Source organism: Mucilaginibacter sp. (assembly GCF_036568825.1).
Classification (GTDB): domain Bacteria; phylum Bacteroidota; class Bacteroidia; order Sphingobacteriales; family Sphingobacteriaceae; genus Mucilaginibacter.
Window position 1 is genome coordinate 12,934 of sequence record NZ_DATCRU010000026.1, and the last position, 22,245, is coordinate 35,178.

The following is a 22,245-nucleotide window of genomic DNA, read 5'->3' on the forward strand; positions in this document are numbered from 1 at the left end:
ATAAACGAGCAACTGGGTTAACCCGTCATTATTGATTGTTTGCCCCATCGGGGCAATATGTTGGTAGAAAAAATGGCAACAGCCGATTTTTTGTGCCGTAGGTGCAATATGTTTCCACCACTGCTAATGAGCATGTATATCGGGTTTTGCACCTGCGGCGCAAAAATCCTTTTAATTATTTTTCCACCAACATTTGGCTCATGACGGAGCTGTTTTAAAAGGGGATTAATTTTATTTCCGTCTAATTAATTGTTTAATATACAATTATTGATATATTAGTACATTAGTATTCGCTCCAGGATACTGCCGGGCCAATTATAGATTATGCGTTTCAGGATTATTATAGCTCTTCTAGTGTTTTTTACCGTGCATCAGTACTTGTACGCCCAAAAAAATATTTACCAATTTTCGCACCTCGATATTTCAAACGGTCTTTCCAATAATCGCGTTAGCTGCATTTTTAAAGATGCTAATGGTTTTATGTGGTTCGGTACTACATCAGGCCTGAACAGGTACGACGGCTATAAATTCAAGGTATTCAAACATGAGCCAGGTGATCCCAATTCTTTGATCGATAATAATGTGATGCGTATTGAAGAAGGGCCGGACAGAAGCATGTGGCTATACACCCACAGCGGCATAAGTGTCTACAATTCCAATACCGAATCATTTGCCAATGATGTATTGCATGAGCTATCCCGTTACAAAGTTCCCACTGATCAGCTGACTGCTATAAGAAAGGATAACAGCGGCAACTTTTGGTTCCTGACAAACAATAAAGGCGTATACCTTTATAATGTCCACACCAAAACAACACACTCTTACAGCATACTGGCAAATTCTCCGGCAATACCGCATTCCGATAACGTGACAGATGTTGTTGATGGCGGAAATAACAAAATTTGGTTTGTTTATAGCGACGGCGTAATTGATGAACTCGATATCAGGACCAACCGCCTGCTTTCGAGAGATTTTGCTTTAAACAGATTGTCCAAAAACCGTCCGGAAGTTTATTCGGCAATATTAGGTAACGATCAAAACCTGTGGATATACGCTGCAGGCACATTCGAGGGTGTTTATACCTATAATACTGAAAGCAAAACTTTGACACATTATGGCAAAGATACGCCGCAGATAAGTCTTAATACCAATGTGATCAACAGCATAGTACAAGGCAACGATAACAATATCTGGATCGGTACCGATCATGGTGGTATTAACCTGGTCGACGCTCAAACTCATAAAATAACTTACCTGCTTAATAAAGAAGATGACGGCAAATCATTAAGCGGCGATTGTGTTGAGCTGTATAAAGATAACACCGGCATTATCTGGGCTGGAACTTACAAGCAGGGAGTAAGCTATTTTCATAAAGGGATTATCCAGTTCCCGCTGATCAAGCATTATCTTTCAAATAATGCCAGCTTGCCTTATGAAGATGTCGATTGCTTTGTGGAAGATGCGAAAGGAAATCTTTGGATCGGCACTAATGGCGGCGGGTTGATTTTTTATGATAAAGCATCCAAAAAATATACCCGCTTTAAACATGATCCCGCAAATCCAAAAAGCTTATCAAATGATGTGATCGTTAGCTTATTCGTCGATCATGAAAACAGACTGTGGATAGGAACTTATTTTGGCGGATTAGAACGCCTGGTCGGCAATACTTTTATTCACTACCGGCATAACGACCAGGTATCCGGAAGTATTTCGGATGACCGGGTTTACAGCATTTTTGAAGATTCATCGCAAAAATTATGGGTAGGTACTTTTGCTGGTGTGATGAATATTTATGATCCGAAGACAGACAGCTTTATTCACCCGCACTATGCAATGACATCTGAATATACCGCTGTGATTTATGAGGATAAGCAAAAAAATATCTGGATTGGCAGGGATAAAGGCATCGACATTATCGAAAAAGCAACTGGCGCAGTAAAGCATTATTATAATAATCCTAAAAACGCCAATAGCCTGATCGATAATGATGTAAATAGCATCACACAGGATAGCCGCGGCTTTTTCTGGATCAGTACCAAGGATGGTTTGAGCATCCTGAATACTAAAACCAACACGTTTACCAATGTTGATGAAAGAAAAGGCCTGCCGACAAATAGTGTGCTGAATGTGCTGGAGGATAAAAGCGGAATCATGTGGATCAGTACGGCTAATGGTTTGGTCAGCATAAAACTCGATAATCCGAACAACCCAAATAGCTACCAGATACATAAATATGATGAGTTTGATGGTTTGCAGGGTAGGGAATACAATGCCAACGCCGCTTATAAAACCAGGAATGGTGAAATGATATTCGGCGGTGCCCATGGTTTCAATTGGTTTAATCCGGAAAACATTCATGCCTTCTCGCTGAAGCCGAAGCTCATATTTACCGACTTCCAGTTATTTAATAGAAGTGCCAAAGTAGGTGATACGATTGAAGGACGGGTTGTATTGACCAAATCGATTACCGAAACACAATCGTTGGTGCTTAAACATAACGAGAATGTTTTTAGTGTGGAGTTTGCTGCCTGCGATTATTTTAACCCGGATAAGATCATCTATCAATATAAACTGGAAAACTTTGACAAACAATGGTTGCTCGCCCCAAAAGGCTCGCGTAAAGCTACTTACACCAACCTTGATGCGGGCGATTACGTGTTGAAAGTAAAAGCAAGCAACCCGAACGACCCCGGTCACGAAAGTTATGCTACGCTGAATATCAAAATATTGCCTCCTTTTTGGAAGACTACCTGGGCTTATCTGTTATATATGGCAGCGTTTGTGGGGGTATTATTGTACATCCGTCATAGAGGTATCCTTAAAATCCGCAGGGAATTTGAACAAAAGCAACATGAGCTTGAGGCAGAAAGAAAATTGGCCAAAGAACGCGAAGAAGCCCGCCGCATGCATGAATTGGATTTAATGAAGATAAAATTCTTCACTAACGTTAGCCATGAGTTCAGGACGCCATTATCTTTAATCATATCTCCGATAGACACGCTGATCAAGCATAATGACAAGCCGGAACATCAGCAACAGCTTTTGATGATCAAAAGAAACGGTCGCCGGTTGCTGAATTTGGTAAACCAGCTGCTCGATTTCCGTAAGATGGAATTTAAAGAGTTAAAGCTGAACCTGCAAAAAGGAGATATAGCTCACTTTGTAAAAGAAGTTTGCTTCTCGTTCGCTGATATGGCTGATCAGAACAATATCAACTATATATTTGATAGTGAGGTAGAGCACCTGACCACTAATTTTGATCGGGATAAGATCGAACGTGTGCTATTCAATGTCCTGTCAAATGCCTTCAAGTTCACCTCGTCCGGCGGACATATCAGTGTTTTCCTGAGTTTGACCGATAATCAAGATAACGAGTCTGAGCAACTGCTTGAAATTAAGGTAATGGATACCGGTATCGGTATTCCAAAAGAAAAACAGGAAAAGATATTCGAGCGCTTTTTCCAGGACAATTTGCCGGAAAGCCTGCTTAACCAGGGCAGCGGTATAGGCCTGTCCATCAGTCGCGAATTTGTGCGAATGCATAATGGCGAAATCTATGTAGAGAGCGAGCCGGGAGATGGTAGCTGCTTTACCATACGCATTCCGGTATGTGCCGATCATGAAAAGGTTAGTTCGACCGCGCCTGCGATTAAACATTCAGCCAGTACATCAAAATCCAATGAACATATCCTCGATTCGGGCAAAAAACCTATTATCCTGCTAATAGAAGATAATGATGACTTGAGGTTCTATCTAAAAGACAACCTGAAACAAAGCTTCCATATCATTGAGGCTGTTAACGGTAAGGACGGTTGGCAAAAAACCCTCGCGATGCACCCCGATCTGGTAGTAAGCGATATCGCCATGCCTGAAATGAACGGACTCGACCTCTGCACCAAGATCAGGCATGATGAGCGGACAGCCCATACGCCGATCATATTACTAACAGCATTAAGCGAAGAAGCTGATCTGCTGGCCGGTACAGAATGTGGCGCCAATGACTATATCACTAAGCCATTCAACTTTGAGATTTTACTGTCAAAAATCAATGGCTTGTTGCAGATGCAGCAAACACTAAAAAAGACCTATCAGAAACAAGTGGAAATCCAGGCCCAGGATATGGATATTATATCCGAAGATCAAAAATTCCTGAAGAATGCGCTGGCCTGCATCGAAAAGAATATTACCAATCCGAATTTCTCTGTAGAAGAACTTAGTAGACAGATGTCACTTAGCAGGGTATCGCTTTATAAACGTTTATTAACCCTGACAGGCAAAACACCTGTTGAATGTATCCGTACCATCCGGCTGAAGCGTGCTGTGCAACTGTTGGAGAAAAGCAAGCTCAGCATTGCCAGCATAGCTTATGAAGTAGGCTTTAATAACCCAACCTATTTCTCAAAAGTGTTTAAAGAAGAGTACGGAACACTGCCCTCAGAGTATCTTAATGAGCTCCGTAAACGCGAGCCATTGCAGGTAGTTAACGAGTTTGAATAAGCCTAAATTTCCATCTAAAGATTTGACAACTTTTTAAAAGTTGTCAAATCTACTATCGTAGGATAAGTGCTGCCATTTACAAATTTTCTCTTCCTGGAGATGCCGTATCGCTATCGCAGCTTTATTGCAGTTGTGCAATGCGGATTCGTCATCATTTTACACTATATAGTTCGTATATGATTGATTATCAATGATATTTTGATGCTTTAACATTTGTATCATAAACATTAACATTTGTGTTACAATTCGTTTCGCTACTCCCATAATTTTATTTCGATATGATGCACGTGGTATTTCTGGTATCCGGGAAAGCGATGTCTCATACCAGTTCAAAACCAATATTAACCTTTTTAACGAATCGCAAACTTTATGATTAGAAAGCTACAAATTAAAAATTTTGTGGTTGTGATCGGGGTAAGCTTATCTCTCTTGTTGATGAGCCTTTCCGGTTATGCACAAAACGGAACGGTGACAGGCACGGTAACCGATGGTACAAGCGGATCGCCGCTGCCGGGTGTCACAGTTAAAGTCCTGAATAGCCCGGGGGCAACCACCTCCACCGATGTAAACGGAAATTATTCCATTAAAGCCGGCCCAACGAACAAACTTGTTTTTGCTTTTGTGGGCTATACCACCCAGGAGGTGTCGGTGGCTAACCGTACCAAAGTCGATATAAAACTCACTGAAGAGAATAAGACCCTGACTGAGTTGGTGGTTATCGGTTACGGTACTGCCAAAAGAAAAGACCTGACCGGGGCGATCAGCTCAGTGTCTGCAGCCACCATTGCCAAATCGCCGGTTACCACATTAGATCAAGCCCTGCAAGGACGCGCCGCAGGGGTGCAGGTTACTAATAATGACGCCTCTCCTGGTGGTAACGTATCGGTGTTGATCAGGGGTACTGGTAGTTTGGCACAAAATGGTAACGGGCCATTATATGTTATTGACGGATACCCGGTTGAAAGTGGCGGCATCAACAATATCAACCCCAATGACATTGCCTCCATTGACGTATTGAAAGATGCTTCCGCAACGGCAATCTACGGTATCCGTGCTGCCAACGGTGTAGTAATCATCACTACCAAAAAAGGGAAAAAAGATGGCACCCAGGTTTCAGTTGACGGCTATAGCGCTTTTCAATCCAAACCAAAAGAATACAAAGTACTGAACGCTCAGCAATTTGCTACACTGGCTTTACAGCAAGCCGCTGATGACCCGGCTAAACAATTTACCGTATTATCTAACTGGAACAATCCATCGTCACTTACTGAAGCCGACTGGCAAAACGCAGTTTACCGTTCAGGCTTAACTCAGAGCTATAACGTGGGCATCAGGGGTGGTAATGATAAAGTACAATCATCAACATCGGTTGGCTATTATGATCAGAAAGGTATTGTTCTGGGTTCATACTTTAAAAGGATAACCCTTGGCCTTAACCTCGATTACCAGCCATTGCCATGGTTGAAGTCTTCAACAAGCGCTAAATATACTTACCAGGATTCAAATAACCCACTTGGTACTAATGCTAATGCAACCAGCTCTTTAGCCCAATTGGCCCAGTTGCCGCCAACACTGGATGGTGGCAGCAACGTAACCAGCCAGATAAGTGACGGTAAAGGCAACTATGGCTTTTTTAACCCGATATATACTTACGTTGCTAAATACAGCAACCCCGTTTTTGCTATTGAAAATAATCGTTATTCAAACCTGAACCATTTCCTGTTAACCAATTCATCATTAGAGGCTACAATCATTGATGGGTTAAAGATCAAGACCAACGCAGGTATAACATATACAGGCTCTAACGGATATTTTTATCAGCCGGAAGATGACCGGTTGGTTAACCAATATGGAAGCCAGGCAGGCGCTACTCAAAATGCGCAGTATAGCCAATATTTAAATACTTCATTCGATTGGTTGTGGGAAAATACCATATCCTATGACAAAACATTCGGCAAGCACACCATCAATTTCGTAGGCGGTGTTTCTGAACAGAAAAACACTTATAACCCGTTCAGCGGTAGTGGTGTTCCCCCGAATACCGATATTAAGGACTTGTCGCAGGTAGAAACCGGTACATTGAAACTGAATACCACAGCTCAAACTATAACAGCTTTAGCGTCGCAATTTGCCAGGTTAGGTTACAACTATGACAGCAGGTACTATATTACCGGTACTATCAGGCGTGACGGTTCCTCTAAATTCGACGTTGGAAAAAAATATGGTGTGTTCCCATCAGGTTCAGCGATGTGGAAAGCAAAAGATGAGTTCTTCCTGAAAGATGTCGATTGGCTTACCGATCTGAAATTCAGGGGCGGTTATGGTGAGGTAGGTAACCAGGGCTCTATACCGGCATTCCAGTACGAGGCGCTGTATTCAACCGGATCGTTGCCAAGCACCAGCGGAAATCTGGGTTATCCTTTCGGTAAAACCGGTGGCAGCAATGGAATATACCAATCAGGTATTGCGGCCACTCAGCCTGCAAACCCTGACCTGAGATGGGAAACTGATTACCAGACAGACATTGGTATGGACGCTGCCTTCCTGCATGGCGATTTGACCGTTACTGTTGACTGGTTCAGCAGAAAGTCAAAAGACTTCTTAGTGGATATCGCTGTTCCTGCCCAAACCGGTTTTTCTACAGAAAGTAAGAACTTAGGTACGATGACCAACAAAGGCTGGGAGTTCGCGGTGAACTACAGTCATTCGGCTAACAAGGATTTCCGTTTTGGCGCAGGTTTGACACTTTCATTTATTCAAAACAAACTCGTTTCCCTGCTTCCAGGTGCCATTTCCATTACCAACCCAATTATTACTCCCGGACAAAATGGCCAGATCGCTCTTAGCGGTAACGGTTGGACAACATTCACCAACACATATATAGGTCAGCCGGTGGGCGAGTTTTATGGATATAAATCCCTGGGTATTTTCCAGTCGCAAGCTCAGATAGCGGCCTTGAACGCTAACGCAGCGGCAAAAACAGGTGGGGTAACACAATTCTATCAGCAAGCGGCTACTGCACCGGGCGACCGTTACTATGCGGATACCAACGGCGACGGAGTAGTTAATGCAGCAGACCAAACCAGCTTAGGCAGTCCTCAACCTAAATTCTTTGGTGGTTTTACTCTTGATGCTACTTACAAATCATGGGATTTTAACGCTTACTTCTACGGTGTTTATGGTAACAAGATCCTGAACTACGAAGAAAGCAACCTGGAAACATTCCAGAACCGTGGTTTCGTAGGAGTTGAGAACCTCAGCCAGCAGTATTATGCAAACGCCTGGACACCTTCAAACCCATCCAACACTTATACAAGGATCTATTACAATGATAACTCAATTGGTAATGCTTACCCTTCAAGTGCGTGGATCGAGAATGGCAGCTTCCTGAAATTAAAAAGCTTTACAGTTGGATATACCTTGCCTGCAGATGTGGTGAGAAAACTATCGGTTAGCAAGATCAGGATATATGTTTCCACTCAGAACCTGTTCACCATTACAAGCTACAAAGGCCTCGATCCTGAAATTGGTGCCCAGGGCGGTTATGCAACCCAAACCGGTATAGATAACGGTACTTATCCTTCATCAAGATATTACACAGTTGGTTTTAATGTAACGTTTTAATTATGAGGATGATAAACATTAAAGATATGAAAATGAATAAGAAAAATATTACCCTTATAGCCTTGTTTGCCGCGTTGCTAATACCGATAGGCTGTCAGAAAAACTTTTTGTCCCAAACCAATACGCAGAATTCTACCGCCGACGCCAGTTTCCAAAAATCGCAGGATGTGGTAGCATTGGTAAACAGCATTTATGATAGCTATCAAAACAGCGACCTGCTGAAGAAATCTATCTGGTACTATGCCAACTTCCTTACTCATGACTGGTATAATGACGGCGCAGATATTGCCTGGAACTCATATACTATCAACTCCAATTTCGGGGCGCTTTCCACATTCTGGAACAACGCTTACATAGCTATTGGAAGGGCAAATCAGTCTTTGGGCATAATCGCTACTGCAAAAGCCAATGGTGTGGTTACGCCAGCTTTAGGTGATCGTTTAACCGGTGAAGCATACTTTCTGCGCGGAATGTCCTATTACTATCTAGCCGGTACTTTTGGTGGCGTACCGTTGGAATTGAAAGCCATAACGAACGGTTTGACTCCAAGAAGTACACAAGACCAGGTATTTCAGCAGGTAGTATCAGATATGCAGCAGGCCGAAAAATTATTAGTGTCAAAAACAGCGCTTCCTTCAACCGAAATAGGTCGTGCCACCACGGGCGCTGCTTATGCCTACGAAGGCTCAGCACAAATGTGGCTGAAAAACTACACAGCTGCTTTGGCTGCTTTTAACAATCCTGAGCTGACCAATAACTATCATTTGTTGCCAAACTTTATCGATGTAGGTGAATTCGATCACCAGAACAGCGATGAATCGTTATTCGAAATCCAGTTCGATATACAGGGATCACAAAGCTGGGATGGCGGCTGGCAAAATGGTGGCGAAGTTGCCTGGATAGATGATTTCAGCTGGCCCTGGGAAATCAGCGGCTTCGGCTACGATTATGCAAACCCTGGTCTTTGGTATTCATACCAGGCCGGCGACACCCGTAAACTGGCCACTATTATTGGTCCCGGCGATCAGATTGTTAGTCCCGGCATTATCGCAAAATGGGGTGGTATAAAAGGCTATGCCGTGGTGCAATCAGGCTTTGCGGCCGGAAACCCAGTTTATATCGGCGATGACGGCAATATTATTAATACCTGCGGAGCACTTAGCCACCCATGGTATGGTGATGACGGAACACGTTCAGGATATTACTGCGCAAAAAAATGGCGCGATCCGAATTTGACAGGTGCTAACGGTTCATCTGCCATCTTCGGTTCACAAAACCAGATATTGATGCGTTATGCTGAGGTTTTGTTAGACAGGGCAGAATGTAAAGTTCATACCGGCGATATAACTGGTGCAATGGCTGACCTGAAAACAGTTAGAGATAGGGCATGGGGCGGATCATCGCCTGTTGATGGTTCCGGAAAACCACTTGTCCAGGACGGGCTTACTTATGATGGTAAAGCAACCCAGCCGATTACCGATCCGCTGCAAATGGTATTAAGCGAATACAGGCACGAGCTTACAGGTGAGTATTCACTGATGTACGATCTGCGCCGCGCTGGTCCGGGTATTGCTGCTGCATTTATCCATACCAATTACAATACGGATAATTCGCTGTTACCTGAACCATATCCATATGGCCCCACTGCCGATGGTAAGCTGCATGGTGTATGGCGCACTTCGCTGCCAGCCGGGCATGATATATTACCTATCCCGCAAGCCGCGATAGGTTTGAATCCAAACTTAACTCAGAACCCTGGCTATTAAGCATATAATGAGTAAAAACGGAATAATAAAGAATAGTTAGTTGATCAGTTTATTGATCAGGCTTTCCTCAAATGGGGAAAGCCTTTTTGGCTTTAATGACTATGATAGGATCAGGGTTGGGAATGTATCTGCGAATGTGGCAAAATAATAGCCTGTTATGAAAAAAGTACTGATAGTAGCAGGTATTGGGATAGTTGTGCTCGTCATTGTATATCTGCAATTTCGGGGTACAAAAGCTTCAGCTGATCCGCGCGGCAACGCCTACGCAGGCTCTAAAGCATGTGCCAAATGCCACCGCGGTGTCTACAATTCTTACCTGCATACGGCCCACTACATTGCATCGGTACCGGCAACTGAGCAAACTGTACACGGCAGTTTTGCCGATAGTTCCAACGAGTTTAGAATTAACGAAACTGAAAAGATCGTTATGGAAAAACGGGACAGCGGGTTGTTCCAAACGTATTACTTAAATGGCAAGGCTAAACAAAGGCATCGGTTTGATATTGTTTTTGGAGGTGTTAAAGGTGAGACTTATTTGTATTGGCAGGGGAACGAGCTTCACCAATTGCCGCTTTCTTACTTTAGCAGCCAGCACAGATGGTCTACCAGCCCCGGATATGGGCATAGTTTTTTAGATTTCTCTCGATCAAGGGCCATCGGCAGCCAATGTATGGAATGCCATGCCTCTTACATTGCTGATCAAAAAGATCAGCAGCAGCAATTGGCCAACAGCGAACAATTTGATAAGAATACACTGGTTTATAGCATTGATTGTGAACGCTGCCATGGACCGGGAGCCCGGCACATCGATTTCCAAACCAATAATCCGGAAGTTAAAACGGGCCGATATACTACTTACAAATCTTTAGGCAGAACACAGCGGCTGGACATGTGTGCTCAATGCCATTCAGGCAAACCCGGCGTTTCACTTCGCTCGACATTTGGATTTTTACCTGGTGACACGCTTGCTAAATTCAAGATGCCTGCCCTGTCACGCCTGGCAGATACTACCCATATAGATGTTCATGGCAATCAACTGCAATTATTGCAAAGCAGCAAATGCTTTATCTACAGCAAAATGGATTGTGCCACATGCCATGATGTTCATCAAAATACCCGTGGTAACGATGCTGTTTACACTCAAAAATGCCTGGCTTGCCATACTGCACAGAAACATAATTACTGCAAAATGTCGGAGAAGCTTACCGGCAATGTACTAAAAGCTAATTGCATCAACTGCCATATGCCTGCACAGCAAACCAAGGTGATCTCTGTGGAGGTTTCTGACAAGACACAGCCTGTTCAATTTTTTGTTCATACGCACCATATAGCGGTTTATCCGCAGGAGGTGAAGAAGATACTGGCCTTTATTAATAAATGATATTGATAAATAATGCGTAATTTTTAGCTGTTAGTCCCGATGAATAAATTTTACTTAGCCCTGTTTGTTTTGATTTCGACTGTTTTGTTTTCCTGCAAAAAGCACACGCTTTTTGAGCAGATATCTTCGTCGCATTCGGGCATTCATTTCAATAACCAGATCGTTGAAAATGATTCCATCAACCCCCTGGATGTGACCAATGTTTACAACGGCGGCGGAGTGGGCGTAGGTGACTTTAATAATGACGGCTTGCAGGATTTATATTTCACAGGCAACATGGTTTCTAACAAACTCTACCTGAATAAAGGCGACTTCAAGTTTGAGGACGTTACCGAAAAAGCAGGAGTAAGCGGCATGGGGCGTTGGGGACGCGGGATATCAGTTATCGATATCAATAATGACGGGCTGATTGATATTTACGTTTGTAATACCATCTATCGCGATTCGACACGACGCCGGAATTTGTTGTATGTAAATCAAGGAGTGGATAAAGATGGTGTCCCGCATTTTAAAGAGATGGCTAAAGAGTATGGCCTTGATCTGACCGGACTATCTACTATGGCCAGCTTTTTTGATTATGACAACGATGGCGACCTGGATATGTACCTGACGGTCAACAGTGCTTCTTCGGGTTACAATCCAAACTTGTTTGGCCCTCGCAACGGAATGGTGGAACATAGCAGGGGCAGGCTGTTCCGGAACGATTGGGACGAGAAATTGCATCATGCCGTATTTCATGATGTATCAGATAAGGCCGGGATAAGTTTTGATGGCTTCGGTCATGGTGCTACAACGGTAGATATCAATAATGATGGCTGGAAGGATATTTATGTTTCTGACGATTTTGTGTCCGAAAATATTCTCTATATCAACAACCACGATGGCACTTTTACCAATCGAACCAAAGAGTATTTTAAGCATACCTCATACAACGCTATGGGGCAGGATGTCGTCGACATAAATAACGATGGTTTAGCGGATGTGGTAGAACTGGACATGAACCCGGAAGATAATTACCGGAAAAAGATGATCCTCGGCCCCAACAGTTACCAGATGTTTCAGTATTTCGATGCATTCGGTACGCAATACCAGTATGTGCGTAATACCTTGCAGATCAACCAGGGTCCGCGTTTAGGTCAGCAGGGACGGATCGGTAGTCCGGCATTTAGCGAAGTGGGCTTTTTAAGTGGTATTTCACAAACCGACTGGAGTTGGACGCCGCTGGTAGTCGATTTTAATAATGACGGCTATAGGGATATTGTAGTAACCAATGGTTTCCCCAAAGACATATCCGACCGCGATTTCATCACTTACAGGCGCGATGCTTATGCGTTGACTGCAAAAAAGAAAATACTGGATCAGATCCCACAGATCAAAATCCACAATTATGCTTTTGAGAATAATGGCAATCTGACCTTTAAGGACGTCAGCAAGGATTGGGGTGTAAATATTCCAAGCTTCTCTAACGGTGCGGTTTATGCCGATCTGGATAACGACGGGGCGATGGACATGATCATCAACAATATCAATGACGAGGCGCTGGTTTACCGCAACACAAGCCGGGACGATAAGAAGAATATTGATAAAGCACATTTTCTGCAGATCAGCTTTAATGGCAATAAACAGAATGTAAATGGCCTGGGAGCAATGGCTGATATTTATTACGATCACGGCAAACACCAGGTATATGAAAATGCTCCATACCGGGGGTATTTATCGTCGGATGAGGCGATGGCTCATTTCGGGCTTGGGAAGATCACTATGGTTGACTCAGTGATCATCCATTGGCAGAATGGTAAAAAACAAAAGCTGGCTAACGTAAAGGCCGATCAGAAGATCAAAGTCAATATTGCTGATGCCAGGGATAATTACAGTTATTCTCATCCGGAGATCGACGCGAAGGCCTTGTTTAAGGAAGTGACCGATTCGCTGGGCATTCGTTTTAAGGACAATACTAAAGACTTTGTCGATTTCAATATTCAGAAGTTGTTGCCGCATAAGTTATCGGAGTATAGCCCTGCTTTAGCTGCTGGTGACGTGGACGGCGATGGGATGGACGATCTCATTGTCGGCGGCAATTCGATGCACCCGGCGCAGATATTTTTTCAATTGCCAAACGGTAAATTCAGGCAGCGGGATTTGATGGTAGTAAACGATCAAACCAGGATTACCAAAGATGCCGGTCTGCTGCTTTTTGATGCCAACGGCGATGGCAAACCCGACTTGTATATAGCAAGCGGAGGCTATGCGTCGGCACCTAATACAAATTCCTACCAGGATCGACTGTACCTGAATGACGGCAGGGGAAACTTCACCATTGCCAACGATGCCATCCCAACCAATTTCACAAGCAAGTTATGCGTACGGGCATGTGATTTTAATAAAGACGGCAAATTGGATTTATTTATATCGGGTCGTGTTGAACCATGGAGCTATCCAAAACCGGTATCGAGCATCATATTAAGAAACGACAGCAAAGACGGCAAAGTGAAATTTACCGATGTAACGGCCGAAGTTGCTCCTGCATTAAAAAACATCGGTATGGTGTGCGATGCCCTGTTTACCGATTTTGACAACGACGGCTGGCCCGACCTGATCCTGGCAGGCGAATGGATGCCCGTTACCTTCCTGAAAAATCAGCATGGCAAATATGTTAATGTGACCAATAATTCAGGTGTGGCTGACAAATTTGGCTGGTGGAACTCAGTTGTGGCAGGAGATTTCAGGCACATCGGCCGGATGGACTATATTGTTGGCAATACAGGTCAAAACACCATATTCCAACCCACAGATCAGTATCCGGTTTACATCACTGCCAAGAACTTTGACAACAGCGGATTTTCTGCTATTCCATCCTTGTATTTGCCAGATCGGAATGGAGAGAAAAAAGAATTCCCATTGCAGGGGCGAGAGGATATCCTGAAGCAAATGATCAGCCTGAAAAAGAAATTCACCAACTATAAATCATATGCGACGGCGACCATGAACGAGGTCTTATCATCTGAACAAAGACAGGGGGCGTTGCGGTTAAAAGCTAATATGCTTAAATCATGCTATCTGCGTAATGACGGCAATGGCAAGTTCACCCTTATCCCGCTGCCGATAGAAGCGCAGGTGTCTGTCCTGAACGGTATGCAGACCGGTGATTTTGACGGCGACGGCAACCTGGATGTAGTGATCAACGGGAATGATTATGGTACGGATGTTTCCATTGGCAGATACGATGCACTTAACGGCTTGATGTTAAAAGGTAATGGCAACGGAAACTTTAAGCCGCTCAGCATTTTACAAAGCGGTATTTACATTCCCGGAAATGGAAAAGCCCTGGTTCAAATGCGCGGCAAAAGTGGCGATCTGCTTTTAGCAGCCAGTCAAAATAAAGATTCGCTGAAAGTGTTCAAGCTGAACGCACTGATAAAAGCAATACCGATCAAACCAACAGATGCTTACGTTTTGATTAAATACAGAAACGGAAAAACAGAGAAGCAGGAATTTTACTATGGTTCATCGTTTTTGTCGCAATCATCAAGATTTATAAAGTTGGATGATGATATGACAAGCGTAGTTATTTATGATGATAACGGCAGATTAAGAAGAATAAAATAATCGGAATTAATATCTGTTAAATAGTATTACCGATTCAGGGCCCTACTGGCTTGTCAAACTCTCTTGGAGAGCGATAGCTCATTCGGAGCGAAGGCTCTTGACAGGGTTGGCCAATCCGGCTTTTATGCTTTGGTAGCTTACTGTGAGCAAAGTTATAATGACTGCATCGGCTGCTGTTTCGACAAATACCCACCAGGATAGATGGGCATGATAGGTGAATTGATGCAACCAACTTTCCATCGAAAACCAGGCAATGGGTACGGCAATAACTAAAGCAATCATCACCAATACAACAAAATCCATTGACATCAATCTCCATAAACCAAAAACAGAAGCGCCTAACACTTTCCGCACGCCAATCTCTTTAATTCGCTGCTCTGCCATAAACGTTGCCATACCGAATAAGCCAAGACTGCTTATAAAAATGGCGAGCCCTGCAAATGAGCTGGCCAACTTTCCGATACGTTCTTCATTTATAAATTTTTTTGCATATTCTTCGTCAACAAATTGATAGGAGAATGGGACGAAGGGGCATAAGTTTTATAAATAGTTTCGATTTTCTGTATAGCATCATGTGTACTTACATTCGGATTTATTTTGATGATGACCGCGTCAAATTGCTCGGCTCCGATATAAAAAATGGTTTGCTTGGCAGGCTCGTAGGGCGAACCCATCACCATATCTTTAATTACGCCGATGATGTGAAATGTTCTATTCGGAAAACTCATTGTTTTACCAACCGGGTCTTTCAGCCCATATATTTTACAGCCGCCTCGTTCAACACAACACCCGAAGAATCGGTGAGAAATTTGATCGAAAAATCGCGCCCGTCCTTAAACTGCCACCCCAATGTTTTCCCATATTCAGTGTTGTAATTTGGTTTTCAACAGTCCTTTTAGAAATCCCCAATCTCGTTGCTATTCTCCTGGTTCGAAACTACATGGCGAGGTGGTACGCCCAGGGTTTGGCGGCTTTATTTTTAATGTAAAAGTATTATTAATTATCTGGTTAAAAGACTGGCTGACTCAGGCTAATTGATTTTTGGCTTGATTCTTCCGGGTAGGATAAAAACAAAAATAACTTACTGTAAGCCAGTAAGTTATTTATAAGTAGCCCGTAGGGGAAGCTTTTCGAACCCCTTTTTAGAAGATTTACGACGTTTGGCAGTCTGATGCTTATTGTAAATATTTGTAATTTAACCTATCACACTAGCGGAATGGGATCGAATACTTTCAATTAACTTAACATAATATTTTTTCAAGCCATCTCTTAAGTATTTTTCCCATAGCCTACGTAAGCCATTCGTTCGCCCATTTCTTTATAGGCTTCATTGGATTGCGGTGCCCATGTACCTAATCCATCTACATATCGGTTATACATGCAGAATGCGGCAGCAATTAAAACTGTATCGTGTATTTCCTGGTCGGTAGCCCCTTGCTCGCGTGCTGCAGAGATATGTGCTTCGGTAACATGCTTCCCTCCTTTTTGTACCTGGTGGGCGATGTCTAATAAAGCTCTCAATTTGTCAGAAACGGATGTATTGGGAAGCCCCGCTTTAATTTCATCTATCAAACCAAGTCCGCTGCCAAGGTGTGCTGCTGCTGCTGCCGCATGCGAAGTATGGCAGAAATGGCAGTCATTACGGTAAGATACCGATGCAGCTATGATCTCACGCTCCCCGCTGGTTAACGACGATGGGCCACGAAGTAAAGTTTCCGCCAATAAAAGTAATGGCTTGGCAGTTTCAGGCCGATAGTTTAATAGGCCTACTATTCCTGGTAGTTCTTCATTTAATAATTTAATATGAGCCATGGTTAAGATTTTTGTAATTCTTCGGTAAGTGTAAAATTAATGGATGTAGGTTTATAACCTTCTTTTGCACGTTGTTCGCCCATTTTATCATAAAACGTTTCGTTATCGGGTTGCCAGGTAGCCAAACCATCAACATAACGATTGAACATACAAAACGCAGCTGCAATAAGCACTGTATCGTGTATCTCCATATCGGTTGCACCTTCTTTTCGGGCAGCTTCAACATCTTCTGGAAGTACGTTCTTTCCGCCCGATTGTACTTTAGCGGCAATTTTTAACAATCCTTTGAGTTTGTCACTGATTGGCGCCGTTTCAGGATCAGCAAGCACTTGCTTAACCAATGTAAGGTCGCTGCCAAGCTGATGTTTGGCAATAGCGCTGTGAGAACTGGTGCAAAACTTGCAGGTATTTAGGTTTGATACATAAGAGGCGATCAGTTCGCGGTCGCCCGCGCTGAGCGTAGGGTGCGGGTCGTGCAATAACACTTGCGCAAGGCTGCACAATGGTGCAGCCGTTTCCGGGCGATATACGAATAAGTTCCGGATACCGGGATATTCTGCTGGTAAATCAATGTGTGGCATATTTCTAATTTTATTTATAAACGCTGGATTGATATCCTTCCAAAGCGCGTTGAGGTGCACGATTTACATAAAACTGGCGATCCTCTGGCGCCCAGGTAGCAAGGCCGTCTACATAACGGTTAAACATGCAGAAGGCTGCGGCGATCAGAACCGTATCATGTATCTCAACGTCTGATGCACCATTTTTGCGTGCTTCCTCTACTTGTTCTATAGTTACGTTTTTGCCGCCTTTCTGAACGCTTGCCGCAATGCTGAGCAATGCCTTCATTTTGCCGTCCAGTTCTGCAGTTTTGACATCCTGTTTGATACGATCTATCTGGTCGATATTACATTCCAGGTAGTGACCTGCTATAGCTCCATGAACATTCTGGCAAAAGAAGCAGTCGTTCAGATAGGATACATAGGTGGCTATCAGTTCCCGTTGCCCCCGACTCAACGTATTGTTATCATCACGCAGCAAAGTTTCAGCAAGGAAATTCAAAGGTGCTTCAGTTTCAGGACGGTAAGCCATCAGGCCCCTGATGCCCGGTAGATCATTATTTAATTCGATATGTGCCATATTTATTCCTTTAAAGATTGAGTGCCAACTTGTATGTCTTTGATCACCAGCATGGCAATCAAACCGATCACAAATACTAGTGAAAATATAAAGAGCGAGTTGCCGTAGCCGCCTAATGTGGTAACCAATATACCCACACCCAATACAGCTATCCCTGTAAATATCCGGCCGATGTTGAAACAAAATCCTGTTGCCGAAGCACGGATAGACGTAGGGAAAAGTAATGGGATATAAAGTGAAAGTACTCCCTGGCTTATTCCAAAGAATAACGCCAGTACCGCAATTTCGATATAAACTACGCTTGAAAAAGTGGTATTTGTTTTGAACAAAACGAATGACACCACCGAGCATACCACAAACGACAGGATCAACGATTTCCGAAGGCCAAGCAGATTTACCACCCAGCCGGAAATGAAGCCGCCTGTCAGGCCGCCCATGCCCATAAACATCATGCTGATGCCGCGTTCTTTATTGGCATCAGTGGTAAGCAAGCTTTGTATCCAGGTAGGCAGCCACAAAAAAATGGCCCAAAGACCGATGAGCATAGTACCAAATATAATGGAGCCTATAAGTAAGGTTTTAAGATTCGAGCTATGAAACAAGCCAACGTTTTGGTTACTATCGTGACTATGCTCTTCGTGGTCTTTCAGCCATAAACCGGATTCGCTGATCACCCAAAAACCAATGATTGCTACTGCTATCGGAATGATGCCTACCATAAAGCCCTGTCGCCATGAATTGACCATGTAATTGATCGCTCCGGCAGAGAAAATGCCCACAGGAATAGAGATCGATAAGATACCGGTATAAACTGCTCTTGTTTTTTCAGGCCAAACTTCGGAGATCAATGTAAATGAAATGACCAGTAAGCCTCCCGTACCTACCCCGCTCAAAAAGCGGCAGGCAACGATCTGCCACCATTGGGTAGCCTGGCTAATGAGCAATGTAAAAATGCCAAAGCAGGCGATTGATAGTAAAAGCGAAATTTTTCGTCCTGCCTTGTCCCCGATAAAGCCCCAAAGGAATCCTCCTGCGGCCCAGCCAAATATGAAAATGGAGTTAATGTAGGCACTCATATCGTTGAATTGACTGTCGGTTTGACTGCCGCGCAATTCTTTAACTACTACCGGTAAATAAACAGACATTAATGTGGACACCACACCTGCAAACATATTCCCGGCAAAACAAACGATGAACAGCATAGCCAATTGGGCCGATGTTGTTCTTTTAATAATGGTATCACTAACCCGTGTCGTTTCCATAATTCTTACTTTTTTAAATGATCATATCCCTGCGGCAAACGCTGATAACCATGATGCACGATCCTGTCTGCCAGCGTATCAAAGTAGGCTTCGTTATCGGGCATACTGGTAGCCATTCCATCCACATAGCGGTTGTAAAGACTAAATAATGCTGCGATCAGCACCGTATCATGTATTTCTGCATCTGTTCCGCCTTCGGCTTTTGCTCTCGTTACCATTTCCGGGGTAACCAGTTTCCCGTTTTTGCCAACTGCCGCGGCTATGGTAAGCAAGGCCTTCATTTTTTCACTTACCGGCGTCGACTCGATATCATCTTTCATTATTTGGGTGGTGATTTTATCTCCCAACAGCAGATCGGCAGCGGCGGTGTGGGCCGTAGTACAAAACCGGCATTGATTACCATGGGATACAATAGTGGCTATCAACTCGCGCTCGCCTTCAGATAAAGTGGAAGGCCCACGCATTAGTATCTGGGTTAGGTCGCGTATAGGCTGACCGGTATCTTTCCGGTATTCCAGTAAACCAGTAATTCCGGGTAAATGAGACTCTAATTCAATATGTGGCATAGTGTTAGTTGAAGTAGTTGTAATGGTTGCAGTTGTGTTGTATTGGTTAATTAAATAGTTCTTGTTCAGCTAGCCGGGTTCCTTCTACACGGGCCTTTATTTTGGCAAAGGCGGTCTCGCGTTTGGTGGATACATCATCGCAGAATGGTGAGAATCCGCAGTCGTCGGTTGTGCCCAGTTGTTGTAACGGGATATATTTTGCCGCTTCCAGTATCCTGTCACGCACAGTTTCTTTGGTCTCTACTATCGGGTTAAGCACATCGATCACACCGATAAATACAGTTTGACCAGGTTTAAGATGCTGCCTGATAATTTTCAGCACTTTAACCCTGTCCGGCTCGCTGGCCAATTGCAGGTAGAAACTGCCCACATGCAAGTTAAAAAGTTCCGGCAGGAAATCTGCATAATCAATATCAGCGCTATGGGTCGAATCATGATCACCGCCCGGGCATACATGCACACCCAACTTTTGCTGTTCTTCTTTACTGAAGCGGTCAAAAACCTGGTTGTTCAGGCCAATGAAATGTTTCAAAACGCCTCCAGTCGGATCGAGCTTTAATGATAGCCTGCCTTCGGTAAAATCCATTTGCACTTTGTAAGCACCATGCTTCAGGCATTGGCGGATATCTTTCTCACATTCATTAAGCAGATCATTAAGAAATTCAGTTTGACTATAGCCTGGTATACCGTCCTGAGGATAGATCAAACTTAATGCAGAAGCTGAAATTACAGCTTGCTTGACCGGCATATCGGTTTTCTTTTTTGTTGCGTTCAGATATTTCACCGCGTAGGTCCCATACTTGAAAGGACCACTGGTTAATATAGGCAATTGCCGCGTATGCCCATCGTCAAAATTGATGGTAACCCCGTTTGAAGCCAGATCGGTTAATCCTTCAAGCGGGTAAGTAGCAAAGCTCGATTTGGTCTGCTCACCATCTGTGATAACCGGCGAACCTGTTTTTACAAATTCCGTTAAGGTATCATCAATAGCACGTTCATAAAGCGCGTCAAAGGGTGCGCTGTTAGGCTTTCCGGCAAGCGCGTCGATCAATTCATCCGGCCTTGGGATGCTGCCTATTGGTTCGGTAGGTATCTTCATGGTATATGCTTTATGATATTAATTCTTTATTCCCAACTCGTTATATTTTTGCTCCAGGAAGCGGTATCCGGCCAGCCTGTATTCAGGTGTATGTATCGTAAAATGATCCGCAGAAAAATATCCAAATACAAACCCGGCATCCAGCTTTTTCATTTCGCCTTCCAGTAATTGCACAGAATAGTTCAGCAGAAAGTTATCCAGGCTACCTACGGTTACACGGATCTTCCCCTGCAAATCAGGTTTTAATTGTTGCCAGTTACTTCTCAGGTAAAGCGAGATATCGTAATTTTTCCAGTGATCAAATGTTACCGGATCGATATCACCCGTCTCATCGTTCCAAAGACTGCGTGGTGTGCCATCCGGGTTCCTGGTACTGAATACAAAATTGAACGAATGCATCTGCTCACCACGATAGATCACGTGTTCCATCGAGCACATGTTTTTCATGGTGATCCACGGGAAACGACCGGCAATGGTGCCCGCTGCGCGCAACGTGCTGTCTTTGCCGTAGTAAATGTTTTTATCGCTGTAGAGATCTACCTGCTGAAAGCTCCTGAAGTCAACCGGGTCAGGCGAGCTTGACCAGCACGCCGCAAAAATTTTAGGATAATGTGTTTGCAGCCATAGAACCGTCCAGCCACCACTACTGTGGCCGGTTAGCAACCGCGCTGAATTGGTACGATAAGTTTTTTCTACAAGCGGTATAAGCTCTTGTGTTAAAGCATCGCCCCAGGGGCCGTTATTATCGCTGTTGGCATATACGCAATGCCCACCAGAGCAATTTCCGTCAAGGAAAACGCGGATGCAGGCAGTTGTATCAAGCGGTTCGCTCGGGGCGTTCTTGCCAGAATAGCCATGATAATCCCCCCCATAACCTGATATCCAGTACAGCACAGGGAATTTGCGGTTAGGTTGACTGTAATACTCTTTTGGCAATAGCACAGCAGCATTTACCGAAGTAGGTCGTTTGTAAAAAGCTGTCAGCAATTTGGATGGCGCTTTCAACTCTTTTATAAATTCTGTTTCGGTAAAAGATTGTCCTTTGATTACTTCACCACAAACGATGTCAAAAGATTTCGCCCTGTCTTTGGTAATGTTTACTACAATCGGATTATTATATAAATTGCCCGGACTTTCGCCAATTGAGCGGCCCCCTTCATTTTTATCCCAAACTACCTGTGCATAGTAAGTACCTCTCTCAATATCGGAAAGGACAGTGGGATAGAATAGGGCAGCATCGTCAAATACCACCTTTTGTCCCGGCTTCACATTCTTAACGTCAACGGAAAAGCATGGAAAGCTATGAACGCCCACCATATCATCTTTTGGGCTCTTCGACTCTTTCGATAGGTATAAAATAACCTTACCCGAAAAGTTTTCACCAGATGCTTCAGGTGTGAAACTGGCAGTAAATTTCTGGCCCATGGCCTGTAGGGAGGCCATGGACGCAGAAATAAGTAATAGGGTTTTTAGGATTGGTTTCATAATGATT

14 protein-coding genes are annotated in these 22,245 nt (G+C 43.8%); 5 read left to right on the forward strand and 9 right to left on the reverse strand.

Annotation, left to right across the window (positions count from 1 at the left end; all coding sequences use genetic code 11):
* The first annotated feature begins 324 nt into the window (after positions 1-324).
* From VIM89_RS05105 to VIM89_RS05125, 5 genes are all read left to right on the forward strand, one after another.
* A complete protein-coding gene (locus tag VIM89_RS05105; protein WP_488155053.1) occupies positions 325-4,497 on the forward strand; it encodes a hybrid sensor histidine kinase/response regulator transcription factor in 4,173 nt (1,390 codons plus the stop codon).
* Positions 4,498-4,866: 369 nt separating this feature from the next.
* A complete protein-coding gene (locus VIM89_RS05110; protein ID WP_488155054.1) occupies positions 4,867-8,121 on the forward strand; it encodes a SusC/RagA family TonB-linked outer membrane protein in 3,255 nt (1,084 codons plus the stop codon).
* A 32-nt stretch (positions 8,122-8,153) separates the two neighbouring features.
* Positions 8,154-9,887: a RagB/SusD family nutrient uptake outer membrane protein gene (locus VIM89_RS05115; RefSeq protein WP_488155055.1), complete on the forward strand. Its 1,734-nt coding sequence runs from the start codon at positions 8,154-8,156 to the stop codon at positions 9,885-9,887.
* Positions 9,888-10,044: 157 nt separating this feature from the next.
* Positions 10,045-11,268 carry a multiheme c-type cytochrome gene (locus tag VIM89_RS05120; RefSeq protein WP_488155056.1) on the forward strand — a complete coding sequence of 408 codons (1,224 nt, stop codon included), beginning with the start codon at positions 10,045-10,047 and terminating at the stop codon, positions 11,266-11,268.
* A gap of 39 nt (positions 11,269-11,307) precedes the next feature.
* On the forward strand, positions 11,308-14,874 hold the full coding sequence (locus VIM89_RS05125; protein ID WP_488155057.1) for a VCBS repeat-containing protein: 3,567 nt from the start codon (positions 11,308-11,310) through the stop codon (positions 14,872-14,874).
* A 78-nt stretch (positions 14,875-14,952) separates the two neighbouring features.
* On the opposite strand, the gene VIM89_RS05130 is transcribed toward VIM89_RS05125, so the two are convergent.
* The 9 genes from VIM89_RS05130 to VIM89_RS05170 all read right to left on the reverse strand — a co-directional run bounded on the left by VIM89_RS05130 (position 14,953) and on the right by VIM89_RS05170 (position 22,238).
* Complete coding sequence (locus VIM89_RS05130) at positions 14,953-15,270, reverse strand: ABC transporter permease (protein ID WP_488155058.1); 318 nt, start codon at positions 15,268-15,270, stop codon at positions 14,953-14,955.
* A gap of 77 nt (positions 15,271-15,347) precedes the next feature.
* Positions 15,348-15,602 (reverse strand): hypothetical protein, encoded by a 255-nt coding sequence (locus VIM89_RS05135; RefSeq protein ID WP_488155059.1) that lies wholly within the window; start codon positions 15,600-15,602, stop codon positions 15,348-15,350.
* 541 nt (positions 15,603-16,143) lie between these two features.
* Positions 16,144-16,686, reverse strand: a complete 543-nt coding sequence (locus tag VIM89_RS05140; RefSeq protein ID WP_488155060.1) for a carboxymuconolactone decarboxylase family protein — start codon at positions 16,684-16,686, stop codon at positions 16,144-16,146.
* Positions 16,687-16,688: 2 nt separating this feature from the next.
* Entirely contained in the window at positions 16,689-17,267 is a 579-nt protein-coding gene (locus VIM89_RS05145; RefSeq protein ID WP_488155061.1) for a carboxymuconolactone decarboxylase family protein, read from the reverse strand.
* A gap of 10 nt (positions 17,268-17,277) precedes the next feature.
* Positions 17,278-17,826: a carboxymuconolactone decarboxylase family protein gene (locus VIM89_RS05150; RefSeq protein WP_488155062.1), complete on the reverse strand. Its 549-nt coding sequence runs from the start codon at positions 17,824-17,826 to the stop codon at positions 17,278-17,280.
* 2 nt (positions 17,827-17,828) lie between these two features.
* Entirely contained in the window at positions 17,829-19,088 is a 1,260-nt protein-coding gene (locus VIM89_RS05155) for an MFS transporter (RefSeq protein WP_488155063.1), read from the reverse strand.
* A gap of 5 nt (positions 19,089-19,093) precedes the next feature.
* Positions 19,094-19,654, reverse strand: coding sequence for a carboxymuconolactone decarboxylase family protein (locus VIM89_RS05160; RefSeq protein WP_488155064.1), 561 nt, complete (start codon positions 19,652-19,654; stop codon positions 19,094-19,096).
* Positions 19,655-19,700: 46 nt separating this feature from the next.
* Positions 19,701-20,753, reverse strand: a complete 1,053-nt coding sequence (locus VIM89_RS05165; RefSeq protein ID WP_488155065.1) for a cobalamin-independent methionine synthase II family protein — start codon at positions 20,751-20,753, stop codon at positions 19,701-19,703.
* 18 nt (positions 20,754-20,771) lie between these two features.
* Positions 20,772-22,238, reverse strand: coding sequence for an alpha/beta hydrolase-fold protein (locus tag VIM89_RS05170; RefSeq protein WP_488155066.1), 1,467 nt, complete (start codon positions 22,236-22,238; stop codon positions 20,772-20,774).
* Positions 22,239-22,245: the final 7 nt, after the last annotated feature.

Excerpts from the sequence above, each read along its gene's own strand:
- VIM89_RS05125 (WP_488155057.1), top strand. The coding sequence starts at position 11,308 with ATGAATAAATTTTACTTAGCCCTGTTTGTTTTGATTTCGACTGTTTTG.
- VIM89_RS05130 (WP_488155058.1), bottom strand. The coding sequence starts at position 15,270 with ATGGCAACGTTTATGGCAGAGCAGCGAATTAAAGAGATTGGCGTGCGG.
- VIM89_RS05115 (WP_488155055.1), top strand. The coding sequence starts at position 8,154 with ATGAATAAGAAAAATATTACCCTTATAGCCTTGTTTGCCGCGTTGCTA.
- VIM89_RS05155 (WP_488155063.1), bottom strand. The coding sequence starts at position 19,088 with ATGGAAACGACACGGGTTAGTGATACCATTATTAAAAGAACAACATCG.
- VIM89_RS05110 (WP_488155054.1), top strand. The coding sequence starts at position 4,867 with ATGATTAGAAAGCTACAAATTAAAAATTTTGTGGTTGTGATCGGGGTA.
- VIM89_RS05145 (WP_488155061.1), bottom strand. The coding sequence starts at position 17,267 with ATGCCACACATTGATTTACCAGCAGAATATCCCGGTATCCGGAACTTA.
- VIM89_RS05170 (WP_488155066.1), bottom strand. The coding sequence starts at position 22,238 with ATGAAACCAATCCTAAAAACCCTATTACTTATTTCTGCGTCCATGGCC.
- VIM89_RS05160 (WP_488155064.1), bottom strand. The coding sequence starts at position 19,654 with ATGCCACATATTGAATTAGAGTCTCATTTACCCGGAATTACTGGTTTA.
- VIM89_RS05105 (WP_488155053.1), top strand. The coding sequence starts at position 325 with ATGCGTTTCAGGATTATTATAGCTCTTCTAGTGTTTTTTACCGTGCAT.
- VIM89_RS05120 (WP_488155056.1), top strand. The coding sequence starts at position 10,045 with ATGAAAAAAGTACTGATAGTAGCAGGTATTGGGATAGTTGTGCTCGTC.
- VIM89_RS05135 (WP_488155059.1), bottom strand. The coding sequence starts at position 15,602 with ATGAGTTTTCCGAATAGAACATTTCACATCATCGGCGTAATTAAAGAT.
- VIM89_RS05150 (WP_488155062.1), bottom strand. The coding sequence starts at position 17,826 with ATGGCACATATCGAATTAAATAATGATCTACCGGGCATCAGGGGCCTG.
- VIM89_RS05165 (WP_488155065.1), bottom strand. The coding sequence starts at position 20,753 with ATGAAGATACCTACCGAACCAATAGGCAGCATCCCAAGGCCGGATGAA.
- VIM89_RS05140 (WP_488155060.1), bottom strand. The coding sequence starts at position 16,686 with ATGGCTCATATTAAATTATTAAATGAAGAACTACCAGGAATAGTAGGC.